This window comes from Mycobacterium scrofulaceum (assembly GCF_002086735.1).
Taxonomy (GTDB): Bacteria; Actinomycetota; Actinomycetes; order Mycobacteriales; family Mycobacteriaceae; genus Mycobacterium; species Mycobacterium scrofulaceum.
In genome coordinates, this window is record NZ_MVIJ01000038.1 from 38,948 (window position 1) to 55,388 (window position 16,441).

At 59.9% G+C, this 16,441-nt stretch carries 16 protein-coding genes; 7 read left to right on the forward strand and 9 right to left on the reverse strand.

All coding sequences use genetic code 11. The annotated features are described in order from the left end of the window. Both BST44_RS21260 and BST44_RS21265 read right to left on the reverse strand, forming a co-directional pair. Positions 1 to 189, reverse strand: a complete 189-nt coding sequence (locus BST44_RS21260) for a ferredoxin (RefSeq protein WP_083179070.1) — start codon at positions 187 to 189, stop codon at positions 1 to 3. Beyond that, entirely contained in the window at positions 186 to 1,100 is a 915-nt protein-coding gene (locus BST44_RS21265; RefSeq protein WP_065517749.1) for a metal-dependent hydrolase, read from the reverse strand. The genes BST44_RS21260 and BST44_RS21265 overlap by 4 nt, the downstream gene beginning before the upstream one ends. 221 nt (positions 1,101 to 1,321) lie before the next feature. Between BST44_RS21265 and BST44_RS21270 the strand changes: the two genes are divergently transcribed. From BST44_RS21270 to BST44_RS30690, 4 genes are all read left to right on the forward strand, one after another. Beyond that, positions 1,322 to 2,143, forward strand: a complete 822-nt coding sequence (locus tag BST44_RS21270; protein ID WP_083179071.1) for a DUF1906 domain-containing protein — start codon at positions 1,322 to 1,324, stop codon at positions 2,141 to 2,143. A 47-nt stretch (positions 2,144 to 2,190) separates the two neighbouring features. Next, entirely contained in the window at positions 2,191 to 2,682 is a 492-nt protein-coding gene (locus BST44_RS21275; RefSeq protein ID WP_083179072.1) for a hypothetical protein, read from the forward strand. Between the two features lie 248 nt (positions 2,683 to 2,930). Continuing rightward, a complete protein-coding gene (locus tag BST44_RS21280) occupies positions 2,931 to 3,863 on the forward strand; it encodes a hypothetical protein (RefSeq protein ID WP_083179073.1) in 933 nt (310 codons plus the stop codon). A 227-nt stretch (positions 3,864 to 4,090) separates the two neighbouring features. Further along, on the forward strand, positions 4,091 to 4,660 hold the full coding sequence (locus BST44_RS30690; RefSeq protein ID WP_208619860.1) for a superinfection immunity protein: 570 nt from the start codon (positions 4,091 to 4,093) through the stop codon (positions 4,658 to 4,660). A gap of 121 nt (positions 4,661 to 4,781) precedes the next feature. Here BST44_RS30690 and BST44_RS21290 read toward each other — a convergent pair whose 3' ends face one another. The 6 genes from BST44_RS21290 to BST44_RS21310 form a co-directional block, all read right to left on the reverse strand. Further along, positions 4,782 to 5,126, reverse strand: coding sequence for a hypothetical protein (locus tag BST44_RS21290; RefSeq protein ID WP_083179074.1), 345 nt, complete (start codon positions 5,124 to 5,126; stop codon positions 4,782 to 4,784). A 116-nt stretch (positions 5,127 to 5,242) separates the two neighbouring features. Beyond that, positions 5,243 to 6,214, reverse strand: a complete 972-nt coding sequence (locus BST44_RS21295) for a hypothetical protein (RefSeq protein WP_083179086.1) — start codon at positions 6,212 to 6,214, stop codon at positions 5,243 to 5,245. Between the two features lie 85 nt (positions 6,215 to 6,299). Continuing rightward, entirely contained in the window at positions 6,300 to 7,070 is a 771-nt protein-coding gene (locus BST44_RS21300; protein ID WP_500684510.1) for an SRA domain-containing endonuclease, read from the reverse strand. A 375-nt stretch (positions 7,071 to 7,445) separates the two neighbouring features. Further along, the gene (locus BST44_RS21305) at positions 7,446 to 7,766 is read right to left on the reverse strand and encodes a hypothetical protein (RefSeq protein ID WP_158086669.1); all 321 of its coding nucleotides are present in this window, start codon (positions 7,764 to 7,766) and stop codon (positions 7,446 to 7,448) included. Between the two features lie 57 nt (positions 7,767 to 7,823). Continuing rightward, positions 7,824 to 9,356, reverse strand: a complete 1,533-nt coding sequence (locus BST44_RS29670) for a hypothetical protein (protein ID WP_142274619.1) — start codon at positions 9,354 to 9,356, stop codon at positions 7,824 to 7,826. Between the two features lie 443 nt (positions 9,357 to 9,799). Then, complete coding sequence (locus BST44_RS21310) at positions 9,800 to 10,585, reverse strand: hypothetical protein (RefSeq protein WP_083179077.1); 786 nt, start codon at positions 10,583 to 10,585, stop codon at positions 9,800 to 9,802. Between the two features lie 251 nt (positions 10,586 to 10,836). Between BST44_RS21310 and BST44_RS29675 the strand changes: the two genes are divergently transcribed. Then, positions 10,837 to 12,222, forward strand: coding sequence for an Rv2253/PknI dimerization domain-containing protein (locus tag BST44_RS29675; RefSeq protein WP_142274620.1), 1,386 nt, complete (start codon positions 10,837 to 10,839; stop codon positions 12,220 to 12,222). 135 nt (positions 12,223 to 12,357) lie between these two features. Continuing rightward, positions 12,358 to 12,534: a hypothetical protein gene (locus BST44_RS30165; RefSeq protein ID WP_158086670.1), complete on the forward strand. Its 177-nt coding sequence runs from the start codon at positions 12,358 to 12,360 to the stop codon at positions 12,532 to 12,534. A 478-nt stretch (positions 12,535 to 13,012) separates the two neighbouring features. On the opposite strand, the gene BST44_RS29680 is transcribed toward BST44_RS30165, so the two are convergent. Continuing rightward, positions 13,013 to 15,415 (reverse strand): hypothetical protein, encoded by a 2,403-nt coding sequence (locus BST44_RS29680; protein WP_142274621.1) that lies wholly within the window; start codon positions 15,413 to 15,415, stop codon positions 13,013 to 13,015. 465 nt (positions 15,416 to 15,880) lie between these two features. On the opposite strand from BST44_RS29680, the gene BST44_RS29685 reads away from it, so the two are divergent. After that, on the forward strand, positions 15,881 to 16,408 hold the full coding sequence (locus tag BST44_RS29685; protein ID WP_142274622.1) for a hypothetical protein: 528 nt from the start codon (positions 15,881 to 15,883) through the stop codon (positions 16,406 to 16,408). Positions 16,409 to 16,441: the final 33 nt, after the last annotated feature.

Below are 16,441 nucleotides of genomic sequence, written 5' to 3' on the forward strand. Positions count from 1 at the left end.
TCAGTCCTCCACCACGATCGCCCCGGTGGGGCAGGACACTTCGGCAGCCTTCAACGGTCCGCGTAGCTCCCGTCGCGGCTCGTCTTGGAGCAAGTGCAACCCATCCTCGCGCACATCAAAAACGTCGTGGCACAGGCTCATACAGACGCCGTTGCCGTCGCAGGTGTCGAGGTCGACCGAAACCTTCATCGAACCGCGGCCTTTCCTTCTAGCTGGGCCCGTTCGCGGGCGGCCTTTGCCGCCGGCGACTTCTTGATGTATTCGACCGCCATCTCCGTGACCGCTTCGGGACCCGGGTGATGATGGGGTCGCATGTACCTGGCGGGTTGCGTCACCATCAGCTGCCAGGGACCGGGCAACTTGTACTCGCGGGCCGCACGAAGCCAATCGCGCCAGCGCCATTTCTGATCGATGGTCGGGTCATGAGCCATCAGGTATTTGGCTCCGGCGATCCACCACCCGTAAAACAGCGGGGTGGTCATCACCATCGAGAAGGCCCTGATGAAGTAGTTGCCACACACATGCTGGTAGACGTCGAACACCAGCGAGCGATGTTCGACCTCCTCGGCGCCGTGCCAGCGCAGCAGATCCAGCATCATCGGGTCAGTGCCCGCATAATCCAGCCCTCGGTTCTGTAGCACCCATTGCCCCAACATCGCGGTGTAATGCTCCAGCGCCGCGACGTCCGCCAACCGGCGATACAACCACCAGCGCTTCATCGCCGGCGGGAAAAATTTCGGCGGATCACCCAGCGCAACCGACAGCATCTTCCGGAGCCGGGAGGTGTACGGCTTGGTGTCGATGCCCTGTTCGGCCAGGTGGTCGAGCACCACTTGGTGCGCCCACGCGTGCCAGGACTCCTGTTGGATAAACGGTTTGATCGCCGCCTCCAGCTCGGGGTCGTCAACCAGCGACGACGCTTCCAGGACGGCCTTGATGAAGTGCCGCTCGCCCTCGGGGAGCAGCAGATGCAGAACGTTCATCATGTGCGTTGCGAAAGGGTCGTCGGGCACCCAGTGCAGTGGCGTCTCGGACCAGTCAAATCGCACCATCCGGCGATATCGTGGGTGTCCATCGTGATGAAGTTGGACCTCGGGCATCGAAAGCTCCCTCGCGACTCGCTGCGAACAACCGTTCACTCGGCCGCGTACCCACCCTGGTCGCCGGTTATGCGTACCGGCGGTACGAGGTTTCTGAGATTTCGCCGCTCGTCGCCGGCGCTTCAGCCATGGACTCGACACGATCAACCGCAGAAACCGATTTGATATCGACTGCTACGCGCCACTTCTGTTGACAAAAGTCACAAATTTAACATCACGCGATGCAGAACTTGCCGGCGAATGTGCGTCGGCCGCGCCCCATTCCCCGGCGCGACTTATTGCGCTACGCGATTGCCATGCCCGCACTACCGGGGCTGTATGCGGCATCGACCAGCGTTGCCGTCCCGACGGCGGCTGCCATCCCTACCGCGGCCGGCGCGACCCCCAAACTGATCGATTTCGCCATGCGCCAAATTCCAGCGGACCACATTCGAGCCGCCGGCTACTCCGGGGTCGTCAATTACGTCTCGCTCTCGCGGCCCGGCTCGTCCATGGGCGCCAAGCCGATCACGCGGCCTTACGCCGAGCAGCTGACCGCCGCCGGGCTCGTGATCGTCAGCAATTACCAATACGGCAAGCCGGGCGGGACGGCGCCATCGGATTTCAGGCGCGGATTCGAGGGCGGCGTAGCCGACGCCCGCACCGCCTGGGCGCTGCATACCGCCGCGGGCGGCGGTCACAGCGCCCCGATCTTCTTCAGCGTCGACGAGGACATCAACCGCGACACCTGGAATAATTTGGCGCTCAAGTGGTTTCGCGGAATCAATTCGGTACTGGGAGTGCAGCGCACCGGCGTCTACGGCGGGATCGACGTGTGCCGATGGGCCGCCGCCGACGGCGTGATCGGCAATTCACGTACCCCCGGCCACCGGTGGGCCTGGCAAACCAAGGCGTGGTCCGGCGGCAAGGTCGACCCTGCGGCAGTTCTCTACCAACGCGTGGTGAGCACGCCGTCGAATCCTGGCCCGGTAGTCGGGGGGCTGCAAGTCGACGTCAACGACGTCCTCGCCGGCGATTGCGGCCAGTGGAACCTGCATCCGTGAATTGACCACATTCGGTGCGCTCGCAGCCATTCGGCAGGATAGACAGCATGAGCGGTGACGACAGTGTGGGTGCGGCAGACTTCCGTCGCGCATTGGCACTCATTCAGCACGGTGAGCGCGGCGACGAAGCGGGCATGCGCGTCATCGTCGACGACGAAGTCATCCCGGCCAACCGGCTGCCACAGCTGATCCGCGCCACCATCTCGATCTTGTGGCAACTGGTGGCTCAGCTCTGCGAACCGGATGAAGTCGCCGAGATCGGCGAAACCTTCACCTTGGCGGCCACCGACGAGGAGATCGGCCTCGACCGCGACAACCGGCTCGTGGCCCGGATGGCCATGGCACAACACTCGCGAGATCCCAGCGCGGAGTACGAGGTGCTCAGCGAAGCAGACACGGCGCCCGACGGTCTGGTGCGTCTTGCGCTCACCGCCGCAGGTGTCGTCTCCGCAATGCTGCCCGTGTTACGCACCGCCGAGGGCCGGCAGTTGATCAACAACTTGGCTATGCAAGCCTCGCGCGAGGAGAACAGCGCTTAGGGTAAGACGTCCCCGGTGGAGCTAAGGGGACTCGAACCCCTGCGTGGACCAGGCAAAATACCGGTCTAGCTGCATGTTCGCTCCGTCTCGTTCCGGCTCGGTCCCGTTCGTTACCTGCGGTTTCGTTCTCGAGCCTTGACGGCGTCAAGAGCAGAATGGAGGGTCCAACTGGGTGCGCGCAGGGCGGCTAAGTCACTCACTCTGTCTTTGTCGGTGGGAATGTCAGTGGGTCGAATTACCGTGGATGGGTGACCCGAACCGCTGACAATGGCAACCACTCAGCCGACGATGAATCGCCACTAAACCCCCGCGAGCCTGCGAGGGAGGTCACCTTCACAGTCGACCGCCAGGCTTGGCAGCGGTTCGAGTACTACAGCTTGCGAACCCGCGTACAGCAGGAGCTTCAAGAAACGCAAGACATATGGCCCACGAGCGGCTCGGCGCTTGACGCTGACAACCGCTACTTGATTGGATTCGGCGCGTCGTTTCAGGAGTTAGTGGTCAACCGGCTATTCAGCACTTTCGATCACTTGCAGCTTGCCACATGGACCCTGGAATCAATGAATGGGCCAATGATTTTCTCGCAATTTTCTTTGCTTCGCTCGGCGTTGGCTGGCGCGTCCACCACTCATTGGCTGGTTTGTGGCGATGAAGTAACACGACGCATGCGTGCGCTTCGGTTGGCGTTTTACGACCTGAAACAAGAGCTGACATTCGGAAAACTGTACGCAGCCAATCCGGCGATGCAAGAAGCAGAGCGAGCGGAATCCCTGCACAAGACAGAGGAACTGATCGCCAGTGCTCCGGCCCGACTCGACATGATCTTCAAGGAATATTGCCGAATGTTCGCCAGCACTGGCAAAACCAAGCTGCCCAAGCCCGACGGGTTCGGCAACATCAATGAGACCGAGATAATTTCTTGCGCTAGCGTGATGATGCACGAACGTGGCCAGTTCAGCCATCCAACTGAGGTCGAGCTTCAGTACCGCTTGATGAGTGGATTCGTTCACAATTGCACTTGGGCGACTCGCGTGGGCGCAAAGACGAAGACCGAGGTCGGCGTAGATCGCTTGCAACGGCAATTAGCAGGAAATGCTGTGAACATCTACAACGGCGCGGTTACTGCGTTTAAGATTGGACAGATTGCAAAAGCTCGGGCACAGGAACTCGCCGGAATGTGAGTTTGTGGCGCATCGTCAGGCGCGTTCACATTGCTTTCTCCTCGACGTTCCGACTTTCTGCGTCCGGTTACTCGATCGAGATGATCGCGAAACCCCGCCCGGCCAGCGGGGTTGACGCCCCCAAGTCCGCGCGCTCAGGCCGCGCCAGCGAACCTAGGACTTAGGTCAGCCAACTCGGGGACTTGTGCACCTTAGGGTGCTGGGCTCAGCGACATAACCTCTCGCTTATGCTCGCGCCAACTAAGATCATCGCCGGTTCATCTGCGGTGTTGGCGCTTGTTTTGGCGGTCACCGCGCCTATCGCGCTGGCTGACGCACGCACCGACAACGGCAACGGCAACGGCAACAGCCACGGACTCACCGGATTGATGCTGGTGCTGCTACTGGGCTACTTCATACCCTCGATCGTCGCCAAGATGCGGAAGGTGCCGAGCTTCGGCTCGGTGTTCATCGTCAACCTATTCTTGGGTTGGACGTTCATTGGCTGGGTGGTAGCTCTGGCAATGGCGGCCCGCAGCGCCCAACCATCGGCACAACCGTTCCCAGCACCACCGGAGGGCACAGAAGCCGTCGCCTGTCCTCGGTGCAACGCGGTACAGAATGTCCCGGTCGGGGCTCCGACCTTTGAATGCTGGCAGTGCAAGTACGTTGCTGACCACCACGCCGCAGAGGCTCAGCCGACCCAGGGCCTGGGTGCTACACCGTTGGGTCAGGTCGGGGAAGACGTGCGGGCATGGTGGGCAAACCTGCGGCAATGGTGGGATAGCCAGGTATCTCCGGGTGGTAAGAGCCGGTAGGGCTGAGCAATGGTCGGTCCAGGCGATCGGGTGCGGTGGGGAATGGTCAGGTAGGCCGAATCGAAGACAATGACGAGGCTCGTGCGTGGTATCGGCCGCCAAATGTTCGTGAGGGTGGGAGTCATGAAGACCACCCTCGACCAACTATCCACAGCGGTGGCTCCTGGCCGTTGTACATGCTCTTGGGCCGCCATCGCTGCCTGCGCAATAGTCGACCGGCGTGCTCCTCTGCCACGTCCTTCAGGTACTCGACGTCGTCGCTGGTCCAGGGGTGCTGGCCGGTCCCGTCCAACCACCACCTCGGTTGGCCATCTTGCTCGTAGCGGGTTATGCGGTAACGCCAGGCGACGTGTCTACCCTTGGCGTCAACCTGCCAGTCCAGCAGCCGCGGGCGGAGGACTTCAGGCGCTGGCTGGATGAGTTCCCTGGGGTGGGTTACCCGGATCTCGATGAACTCGCCACCCATGAATCAACCCTAATTAGGAGTGATCGGTCCGTGGCAGACCGACGGTGGTTGGTCATATCTTCTGAAGTCGGCGACAGTTGGGCCATTCGGTGCATACCGATGCGCGGTGGCGGTGCCTAACCCCTCAGCGCCTTGGTGCCCTTCATCGCTTCCGAAAGCGTTGGCGACGTTTGTAATTGGTCGAGCAAGACCCACAGCCGAGAAGCACGGTACTGCGCTCCGTTTGGAATCGGATCGAACGGCGGTATCCGCGGCCCCAGGTCGTAGACGGCATGCGGTCGCGCGGTGAGAGGTGTCGCAGGAATGTCCGGCCACCGATCAAGTAGCGACGGAACGACCTCCGCGTTACATACGCGATGGATGCGCCGCACCGCTCCGGCCCACCGGAAAGCCATGAAATTTGGAGGGTCGGTCGGCCAGCCTCCCTCGCCGTAGGGATGAAAGTAGCAATGCTCCTCAGTAACGAACTCAAGGTAAGTGTGAGCACCGCCGTCCCCGGGTTTGGCGTTGTTCAATACGACACAGTAAGTCAGACAATCGGTCACCGGGCGCACTCGTATCACTCCCCTCAAATACGCATGTAATTCATTGAGCCACAACCTCTCTTGTCCTCGACAAGCGCGACGCGCGCCCGCGACGTCGACCAGAACGTCACGCCACGGCAGATGAATAACCGGGATGCCGTCAACGTGCGAGGGTAGGTTCGCCTTCGCCAAGGCATGCGATGCTTGGGAGAGGGTGACCAAAACACCGCCATTGTGGTGCCGAGAGATCCGGCCCGCGTACTTCTTGAGCTGCGACACCGTCGGGAGTAGCCAGCCACGCTTTGCTTCAAAGATGACCAATCCGTTCGGTGACCGCACTTCCAAATCTGTCCGCCCATTTTCGTCACGGACCTCTAGGGCTAGGCCGAGATCTTCCGGCGCACCCATCAACGCCGCTGGCCACACCCGCGTCAACACGGCTTCCCGCAACGAGGGGCAGCGCGCGAACGCAAAACCGAGTGCAGCGGTCAAATCGTTCTCGTCGTATCCGACCAGGCTGAAAACCGATCTCACTTCGGTACCGTGGCGGGCCAGAGCGGGCATATGGAAAATCATCCCCGCGCAAGGCAACGGGATCCAGAACACGCTTGTCCAAGCATGGACAACTCGTCGAGGGGCCCGATGTTGGCTATGGACACCGACCATGTTTGGTCATGTCCAGGAAGTTGCTCGGCGTCGTCTCGACGATGCAACCCACATCGTGGCTTTCGAGCAGTTCAACCAGATCGGCGGGCGGCGTCGCCGGAAGGAGCACGGCCAGGCGCGATCCCTTCACGAAGCGTCCATAGTCCAGTACCTGACCAAGCGCGAGCCGAACACTCATGCGGTCGGCAGACCCTTTGGCTTCATACAGGATGTTTGTGGTGACATCCGCCAAATCGCTGTAGAGCGGCGCTGAGCCGACCGGAATGATCCTGTACCGCTTCACCTCGCGATCGTGACTTTCTAGGTACTGCTGGAAGCGGTCTACCAGTTGGACTTCCTTTTGGATGATTGGGCCGCTGACGACCTTCTCCACCTCGGCTGACTCAGCGTTGATGGCCTGAAGTGGCACGGCATCGACGGTCACCGCCATAACGGACGCGGCCTCTCCAGCGCCCGAAATCGTGCTGGTGGGCCCACCATCTTGAGCTACTGCGCCGACTGGCAGTAGACGGAACACGAAGACCTGCCGCGGCACACCGTCACTACCGGGTGCAGTCCGCACGATATAAGGGAGGTCGGGGTCGAGGCTGAATTGTCCGACGTACCTGTGGATGCGGATGCCGGAGCCGGGTTGATTGCCAACTGCAACAAAAAGCCGCAACGCATGGCCGTCGACGTCGTGTTCGGCGATAGCGCGATTGCCGCGCATCATCACCTGGTTGCCTATCTGGCCTTCACCGGTGTAGTAGAAGATCCGCTTCTCAGAGTCCCACCCGTGAAGTCATAGCCGTGGACAGCCGCTTTGGCGTGATCCGAGTAGACGAGCACGTTGGGCGTCGAGCTCGATCTCGAAATTCCGGCTTGGGGATTGCCGCCATATTGACCATGGATTTGTTCTCGGATGACGGTCTCGCCGGGTTGCAGGCTCCAAGCTGGCGCGGTCATGCCGCGATAGTAGGCGGGGCTAACGAAAACTCAGCTGAAAATGCCTGGCGCATTGCCAGAGCTTGCCTTACTACGTGCTTGGTCCCGCCCACTGGACGCAATCGCAGTAAACGGCGCGACCAGCGTCAACAGCCCATGCGGACGACGAAGCGACAGCTGGTACGTGCACAAAGAAGCGGGAGACTTAGGCAGAAGCGGACGAGCGGGACGTCGACCCCAACTCTGCCGCAGAGCGGTCAGGTGTTTCTGGTTGAGCGTCGTGGTTCCAAACCATGTTAAGGAACTCGTGGACTCGGCCCTGATCCACACTCCTACCCAGAGCGTCGTAAAACGCCATACGGAGACTTGGATCATCCGGAATCGGCACGTTGAGGGAGGGCATCTTCTCCGTCACGACGACGACAGTGTCGTGCTCGTCTGGGGGCGGGCTCTCCACGACACTGTCGAGCGATTCGACTAGCTTTCTCATGAGATAGTCGAAGAGATTGCCAGCCAGCTCAGGCATCGTCTCCCATTCCCAGATGCGCATAAATGCCATCTGTATGCTTCTAGTGGCGCGCTTTCACTGTACCACGCTTTGGTTCATGTAGCGGATGCTTGCCCCGGAAGTGAGATAGACGGACTTGATCCAGCCAACTAGGCATCGAAGCCATATAAGAATATATATCGGTATAAATGCGCTGAAGAACACATCCTCGGACGATGGGGCTTCTGGTTGCAATATGAGGAAGCCGAGGATAGTAGCCAAGAGGGCCGACCAGGTTATCCCCGCGCGGAAGTTTTTTACGGCGAAACCGCGCATCGCAAGTATTATGGTAATGCACACGAATACGGTTATTAATGCACCTCTTATAAACGTGAAACCAATACCTGTATCCTTAAAGGATTGCAGGTTTAACCCGAAACCTTGAGTTGCCAACGCTAGGGCCACGAAGGCCGACATTGCAAAGCTGGCCCATAGTGCCAATCTGGCGGTCAGGGGCGTACGTATCGCGGATGTAGGCTCTGCCCGCAGTGGAAGCAGCGAAGCTACGACGGCGGGACCTCCGGCAATAAGCGCAATCGCGCCGGTAGCCTGAAATTTACCTTGGGCATCTAGCAACCAGCCGTATTCTAGAGCAGCCATCAGGGCGAAAAGTATCACTGTCATAACCATTCCGATGATGGCGGTATAGCCTTGGCTACCAGGCGGTGCCTCGAAGCAGTCAACGAATATGTCGATCGGTTCTGGGTCTAAGCCGTCTCGCCCCGTTCGCGTCGGAACGTACATATGGCCTACAGGAGTCCCCGCTCCACTGAAAACGTGATTTTGGACGGATTTTTTATCATCCGGTCCCAGTGTGATGTTCTTAAGTATGTATCCGTCGGGGACTTCAAAGTGAAAGTGGTAACTAGCTGCGTACTGGTGCAAATCGCTCTTAAATAAGAATCGGTTCTGTCTCCAACCGAATGCTAGTCGCCAAGCGGCCACTTCGTCCCGGACACCCTCATGGTGGCGGAAACGGACTTCGTATTCGATTGCAACGACCTCTCCCAGAGTTGCTTCCAACTCGACGTACTGTATGTATCGGTCCTTCAGAACACGTGCAAGCCGCCAAGAGACATCGTGTAGGTAAGCTCTATCTCCTTGATCGGCAGTTGTGAGCAGTGCCGTAAGGATTCGTCCTGTAAAATCTTCGCCATCGCCAAAATTGAGTACGCTTATCGGCTCGTGCGAGCTTGATATAGTAAATCCCGAAAGTAGTTTATTCTTTTCCCGGAATGCGATTGGGATCACAAGACGACATTTTTCGCCGGGTGCTGGCAACGCATGACTTGGCAACACCGCATGCGCCAAATCTGTTGCAGTTGGGATTCGGATCTCATGTTTCACGCGCCGCGCGAGATGACTATGATGCGGGCTTAGCGTCTCCGTGAGTCGCCGATTCCATCTGTTTACCTCGCTCAAAATCACGATGGCAACCGCGTCCTGCAATCGTCGTTCGTTGCGTTCGGCTTGAGTATGCGTTTCCAACGGGTCAGCGTCGTTGACGCTAGAATTTGCTGCCTCTTTCGCATACCGCTTGCGACACTGCGCTCGGACGGCATCCAGCACGATCGAAACTGCCTCCCGTGATTGCTGCGGACCGGGCTCCTATGGGTCCGCCGGTTCGTGACCAGTATTCCGTATCCTTCAGCTTGGGTGGCAAGAGTGGGCAAGCTTGCCGTCCGATGACACCAGTGGGTGATGGTGCCCGAGTCCTCATGCTTTGACGGAGCGGCGATCCGGTATCGCCAATAGCCGTGGAGCCGCTGACACGTGGTCAGTGAAGGTGCGTGTCGCACCGGCTGCCTCAAGTGCGTCGAGTTGCAGCTACGGGTTCTGGTCGCTGGTCGATTCGATGCGTATCCGATAATCGCCACTACCGACCCGCCCCTTGTCTCATAGTCCCGTCCGACACCGGGTGTTCAGACAGGTTTTCAAGACAACGCCACACTCGGTAGGACCTGGATGCCAACTAGTGGCCCATAAGGTGCCGCAGTCGCAACAACCCATCGTCATCGAGCCCCGTCGCCAGTTCCGGGTTCCTCCTCGCGATCCGTGTCCGCGTTGCCATCCGAGTCCGTGACTGTCTCGTGGTCGTCATCGGCGACGTTATCGGTTCTAGACACAGAGCCCTGTTGCTTCTTGAGGATGTCGCCGATCCCGGTGCGACCGGACGTGGCTTCGCGGATCACCTTGGCCCAATGGGCTTGCTGGGTCTTGAGGCGCTCGGCGAGAGCTGTGAAAGAAGGCATGGGATCGCGTACCACCTTCGTCCACTGAGCCTGATGGTCTTTGAGGATGTCGGCGATTCCACGTAGACCGGGCACGGCGTCGCGAATCATCTTGGCCTGCTCTTCTTGCTGAACCTTCAGGACGTCGGCAAGAGCAGACACATCGGTCGCTTTGCGGATGGACTTCGCCCATTCGTCCTGCTGGTTCTTGAGGATGTCACCGAGGGCGGTGAAGGTGGGGATGGCGTCTCGGATGAGCTTGGCCCGCTTCTCGTCTTCTGCCTTGAGCATCTCAGCGAGGCCGGTAAACGTAGGCAGGGCGTCGCGGACCAATTTGACCTGGCTTTCTTGCTGGACCTTGAGTAGCTGCGCGATGTTGGACAGCTCGGTTTCGCCGAGGGGGGACCGCGTCGCTCGTCTTCTCCAGCGGTCACGCATCGAATCATCGGGTAGAGCTTCGGCTGCGTCCACAGCAATATCGAGGATGCGGCCCTCGGACGATACCCAGACCTGACCGAGAAGCCGCAGCACCTTCGTGTGCTCAAAGGCGACTAACGCGGTCCCCACGAACGCGATGTCGACTTCAGTGGTGACGGCGAATCGTGCTGTCCACCCCGCGTCGCCTCGGCGTGCGCCTTCAGTAAACGCCCATCCGTCTGCCTACTCGCGCGCCCCGATAATCTCGGCGGCTTCAACCTCCAACGGCGTTCAGTGGACTTACATGGGCCAACCGTTCAACAGCTTCGCTGCCGTCCCGACGCAGGGGTAGACCACTCCAAGGACGTGATCTCCGACGCGCTGCGCGCCGCTCAGGATCGTTGTTAGATCTGATCGGTTGTTCCGATGGATTGGAGGCTGTGGTGAATATTGACGATGACGCGGTCGGCTCCTCGGCCGCCAGACCTTCAATGTCGACAGACGACACCGAACTTTCTCCGTTGTCGGACACCGACACGGGCGCGGCTCCTGAAGAGACCGGTTCAGTTCTTGCATCCGCCGATACGGGTATCTTGCCGGGAAAGCCAGCTTCTGACGCTACGCCGTTGGCGTATGCCGAGGCTGAAGAGGAGCCGGTTGCCGATAAGCGGTCGTGGCGTTCGGTGGTCCGTTGGGCCGCGATAGTTATTTGTGTCGCTACTGCGACGTCCGGCGCGGTGATCGGGCTGGGTTTAAACCACAAGCACTCGATGCCGGGCACCTCGCCCACAGCTTTACCCATCGCTGTGCTCGACGGCGCTTACCACTTCACGTTCGATTTCGCAAAGGAGACGATTAACGGAGCGCCGGACCCGCGCCCTAGCAATGACGCCACCGACGCTTGGTACGTGTTCCGCTCAGCGTGTCGCCCAACGGGGTGCGTCGCGACAGGCCGCATGTTGGACGAAAATAACCACGCCGCGATGTCAGCAGATGGGCGCACCGTCGAAGCCAACTTTATTGGCAGCAATTGGCAGACCACGCCTCAACAGTTCCAAGTGCGGCACGAGCGGTGCCTCGGCACAGACGGGACGGTCGGCGCATCCGCTGACACCCAAAGCCTTTCGTGGTCAATGGAACCCGAACCAGACGGTGCCCTGCGAGTTGTCGAGACCGCGACCATTCTGACCCCGGACTGCGGCGACCAAGGACGGGTGATGCAAGTGTTGGGGATTGCGAGACGGACGGGTGATGTGCCACCCAGCGTTCCCGTGGATAACCCCATGACCGTGACGCCAAACAAGCCGAACCCAACGGTTACAGGGCCTACCCTTGACGGCACCTATCGCATGACCATCGATTTCGTTAACCAGACGGTGAACGGTCAAACAATTACCAACCCTCCAAAAAACAAGACTGTTTGGTTGGCGTTCCATTCCTTGTGTACAGCGGAGGGATGCGTAGCCACCGGCGTGACGCTGGATGCTGTTGACCACCAAAAGTCCATAGGGGCTGAATGGGTTCTTCGTTTCGTCGACGGCCATTGGCGGCAATCGCCTACCCTCCAGCCGCCCGGTCATTGCCCCACCGCGAATTCGACACTGTCGTGGTCATGGGATCCTCAACCCGACGGCACATTTCGAGGCGTCGGGACCCAAACCGCGTTGGCCAGCGAGTGCGGCGATCAAGGAGCGGCGTGGGCGACGCCGTTGGTAGCTACTCGGGTTGGTGATGTCCCGCCAGGCGTGGTCCTGGCCGATCCGACGTTGTTCACAGCAGGACGGTGACTCCTCCCTTTCATGTTTGCAATACTTGTGCATAACGTGAATTATCAACCGCCGCAGCAGGTCTCATGCCGGGCTAATAAGCGCGTCGTTCCCGGGACTCCCGTATCGGTTCATACACTGTCGAACGAGGAGAACGTGACGAATGACGCTTACTGCACGGTCGGTGACAGGGTGGTGGTCGGGGAACGCTGGCGCACGACCACCACGAATTCGGCGGTCGGCACCGTCAGGCGTATCTTCCGCTCCCAAATCGGAGGCACCTGGGCCGAAGTCCTCTTCGACGGCGCGACCGACAAGACTCCCTGTGCATAGTCCGCGACTGACGGCCGACGGCGCGGCCCAGGCAAGGCGATTGCCGAGCCGTGCGGCCAGGTGGGGCGCGGCGATGCCGACTATCGCCAATGCTGCCATTACGACCGCAAGCCGGTCGCCGGCTTGTCTGACGAGGCCACGACCTTCGCCGCAGAGGGCGATTCGAAACTGCCGGGGGGCTATCGAGGGGGATGTCAATCTCAAAATTCATCAACCCAAGCGGGATACCGTGCCAGAGCGAAAACGGGGTAGCTGCGAATGGCATATATGGGCGTTGGCCGAGCCATGCCGTTGCGGCGACCTCACTACCAGTTGATCTCTGCAGGCGTCTCGCTAGTGCTTAAGGGCCGTAACGAGACACATGGTTTTGAGACGAACTTCTGCGACATCGCCACCTGCGGAATCATCCGCCGCCTCGACGGGATTGATGCGTGTCGCAAATGTGCTCTATTTTGAGACACCGGAAGGCCGCAGTGAGTTACGACTGGTCGATGTCCCAAGGCGCACGATCGCGCTTGCCGGGATCATCCGTTCTACGCAACAGGTAATCGCCGAATGCGTTGCGTACGAACTCTTCCTGGGTCATCTGAGCGTCAGGCGCTAGCTGGACCAGGCCATCTCTCCACCCGAAGAGGTCGTTCCCATATGCGGTGGGATAGGCAGGAAGGTCGTATAAATGTCCAGCGGTCAATGCGAAATGCGGTCTTCCGTTAGGGCCGGTAGTCTCGCGCCATAAGTCGGCGCATGCAGATCCGGCATCTAGCGTGGCGGCGAAGGTTGCCGTAGCCTCGATGCGGTCGGCTGCCGTCCAGAGCTTTTGCAGCTCAGAGTCGTTGAGGCCGCGCTGTCTGGCTTTGCACTCCCCGACAATCCATTGTCCGTTGGAGAGAAGGATGACCACGTCGAGTTCGGCGACCACGTCCGCCGCACCGAGTTCGAGCAGCTCAACGCCAGGGTACGCGCCGAACACGGCATCCTGATCCAGAATTCGGCTGATGTGCCGGATCGCCAGCACACTCGGGAGCACATCATGCTCGACCGCCCTGAGCAGGATCTCGCTCGCGCGGTATTGATAGTCGATCTTCTGCGAGCCGAAGGGGGGGTCGATCGGAAGGCCACAGCCGTGACACTGCAACTCAGGTACCACATCTCCCAGCGGCCGCCATTGAATGTGCTTGCAGTTCCGACATGTGGCTCGTACGCCTCGGAGGATCAGGCGACGGCGCACCGCCCAGTCAATCCATACTGCTGTCTGCTTGGCGTTGAGCGCCTTGACGTTAAGTCCCAGAATTTCGCGGATCTTGTTGAAGTTGATGTGATCGATTTCGTCAACGTCGGGCGCACCCAAAGCCTCATCCAACCGCGACATCAAGACTTCGTACTTCTCAGATCCGGCGATGACGTCGCTGCCTTCGAGAAACTGGTTGAGGCGGCGCTTCACTAAACTCGCGTGGCCTCGCCTGACTAGCTGTTCGAGCAATTCAGTCACGCCCGGGTACGCAAACATCGAGAGATCGGCTTCAGCTGCGCGTATGAGGTTTTCGGCGGCCTTGCCCGGGGTGCTTATTCGTGCCTGCAAGGAGTGATCGAGTGCCAGCGCCCTGAGTACTTCCAGTCCTGCTGGTTGTCGGAGGGTTGCGAACTTGTCGAGTTCCCCGACGTGAACAATCTTGCCGTGGAGATACCCGGGTTCCTGCCACTGGGTTCGCCTCATGGTGGGGCTTGGAGGTAGACGCTTCTCCGATACGATGGCGGTAAGTGTCAGCCAGGTGGCTTCGCTACTTCCCAAGAAGTCTTGTCCGAGCGTTTCGATGTCTGTCGGCGAGAAGCTGGGCACCTTCGCTATTCCGTCCGCAAACTGTGCCATTTCCGTTGAAGCGACGCAGCAACCGTACACTTCGCCGACTACATCCCATGGGTCAACGGCCTCGAATCCCGTTCCTTCGCAGAGCTTTTGCAACTCGCCTCGCGACAGTGAGAACGACGTAACACCAAGGTTGTGACCGAAGCCGAAGAAGTGCTGCACCTGGGGTGTCTGATCGAGCGCGACGATGTCTTCGTGGGTGGAATCGGTCAGGGGTATAGCGAGCGGAAGCGCATTGGGATGGGCGAAGCGCGCCCGCAGGTTCCAAAGTAGAGTCAGGTCCCGAGTGCTGTCGGGCCCGTAAACGATAAGAACGTTGGGGCCATACCGGGCCAGTGCGGATGACTGTCCCCAGCTGAATCTAGATGTGGATGGCAATCCTTTGTTGTATCCGCCGATGACCCGGATGGGCAGCCGAACTGCCGTCAATTCAACTGCCGAGATCCATTGCAGATCGAGGATTCTGGAGATTAGGTCTTGTAGCGAGGGTTCTCCGTCTACTGATCTGATGTCCACTAGATCGCCAAACACTAAGTCGTCCCGGAGGCCCTCCCGCCTGTTTTGCTGTTGGTCCGGAACATCGGGTACGTCACCGAACAGCGCTACATAAGCCGGATACCACGCACTGCTCACTGCTACGCCACGACATGTTTGAACTCGGGGCCGATCCTTTAAATAAGCGACCTGGCGCAACAGCCATCGAGCAGCGTCGGCCCATCGGTCCGAGTAGCGCCGCTCAAGCTCATTTGGAAGGAGCGTGCGACACTCCAGCCCGTCGATATTGCTGCTGAGCAACACCGTTGCGACCCGATCATCTAGCTCGGCGGCATCTGGATCGAGCGGGACCAGCGGTGAAAACCCACCGCCCCATCGGGTGCAAAGCGTGTTGATTACATCTCGGAAATCTTGAACCGAGTCAGCTCGGACCACGACCGCCCTGATTCTGGGACGCAATTGGCGTCGCACCGAGTACACGCCGGTCAACAGATCCTCGGTCAGCAGTGGCCAAAGTTCCATGGGTGCCCACTCTGCCATCTGAGATACGTGCGTACTTCTGCTGTCGCCAGCTGGAGGCATGCGGGCTCCGGCCTCCGTGATCGGGCGCTGCTGATATGCCCCGAACCCGAAGGACCAGATACGACCTTCGGTTCCTCGGAGCGATTTTCTCCGCGGTTGCCGCTCTCGCAAGTGCTGGCGGCCGGCGGCCGGGGAGTGGGCGCGGCCAGGGTGGCTGGGCATGTCCGCAGCCAGCCATCCTTACGCATCTGGGCGTCGTAGGGCGGCAGCCGGACGATCCAACAGCCATTCATGCAGCGGAGCACACCGTCGATGCGGGGGTGAGTCAATCCCCCGCGCCAATTTGAGCACAACGGCGTGCTGCGGGAAGGCCAAAGTCCTCTGCAGGTCGGTTGGGTGCAAGAGCAATGTGTGCGGCAGGACGGCTGAGCCGCACCTAGTCGAGACGCCGATGGTCTTGGTCAGGTGCTGACGCCTCCCGACAAGCACGAGGAGGCGGTACCTGTGAACAAGGCGCTTAGCCTGGTGGCCATCTTCGCCATTGCAATATTGGCGAGCTGTTCGTCGTCGTCACCCGAATCGTCACCCACGACACTGAAGCGCCTGAAGGGAACCATGAATGACTGGGTTAATGCGGTCTGCACAACGAACGGCCCTCTGCCCGTGAAAAGGGGACGCATGCTCGGCAACAGCATGACCCAGCCGGTGGTCTGCCGTGGCGCTGCGCCGGGGGCCGGGAGCGAAATTCCGATCTACATCGGTACGTACCCTTCCGAACCTTCTCTGGAGAATGACCTGAACCCTTACATGACCGGCACGTATGCCGAAGGTAACACCGGCTCCGAGGTGGTCGTGTTCATAACGCTGCCCATTGCAGGAGCACCGGCGGTGTTTCAACCTCTCGAGAGCTACGGCTTCACGGTTCATCAATTGCGGAACCCACCGAGGGGGGTAAGTCCCCTGGGGTGGTGGGGTTTCGGAATCGGGGTGTGACGGTGCCGGGCCTTTGCCGGGTGTGTCGTTGCC

Excerpts from the sequence above, each read along its gene's own strand:
- BST44_RS30690 (WP_208619860.1), top strand. The coding sequence starts at position 4,091 with ATGCTCGCGCCAACTAAGATCATCGCCGGTTCATCTGCGGTGTTGGCG.
- BST44_RS21290 (WP_083179074.1), bottom strand. The coding sequence starts at position 5,126 with ATGGGTGGCGAGTTCATCGAGATCCGGGTAACCCACCCCAGGGAACTC.
- BST44_RS21270 (WP_083179071.1), top strand. The coding sequence starts at position 1,322 with ATGCAGAACTTGCCGGCGAATGTGCGTCGGCCGCGCCCCATTCCCCGG.
- BST44_RS21260 (WP_083179070.1), bottom strand. The coding sequence starts at position 189 with ATGAAGGTTTCGGTCGACCTCGACACCTGCGACGGCAACGGCGTCTGT.
- BST44_RS21265 (WP_065517749.1), bottom strand. The coding sequence starts at position 1,100 with ATGCCCGAGGTCCAACTTCATCACGATGGACACCCACGATATCGCCGG.
- BST44_RS21275 (WP_083179072.1), top strand. The coding sequence starts at position 2,191 with ATGAGCGGTGACGACAGTGTGGGTGCGGCAGACTTCCGTCGCGCATTG.
- BST44_RS21305 (WP_158086669.1), bottom strand. The coding sequence starts at position 7,766 with ATGCCTGAGCTGGCTGGCAATCTCTTCGACTATCTCATGAGAAAGCTA.
- BST44_RS29680 (WP_142274621.1), bottom strand. The coding sequence starts at position 15,415 with ATGGAACTTTGGCCACTGCTGACCGAGGATCTGTTGACCGGCGTGTAC.
- BST44_RS21295 (WP_083179086.1), bottom strand. The coding sequence starts at position 6,214 with ATGCCCGCTCTGGCCCGCCACGGTACCGAAGTGAGATCGGTTTTCAGC.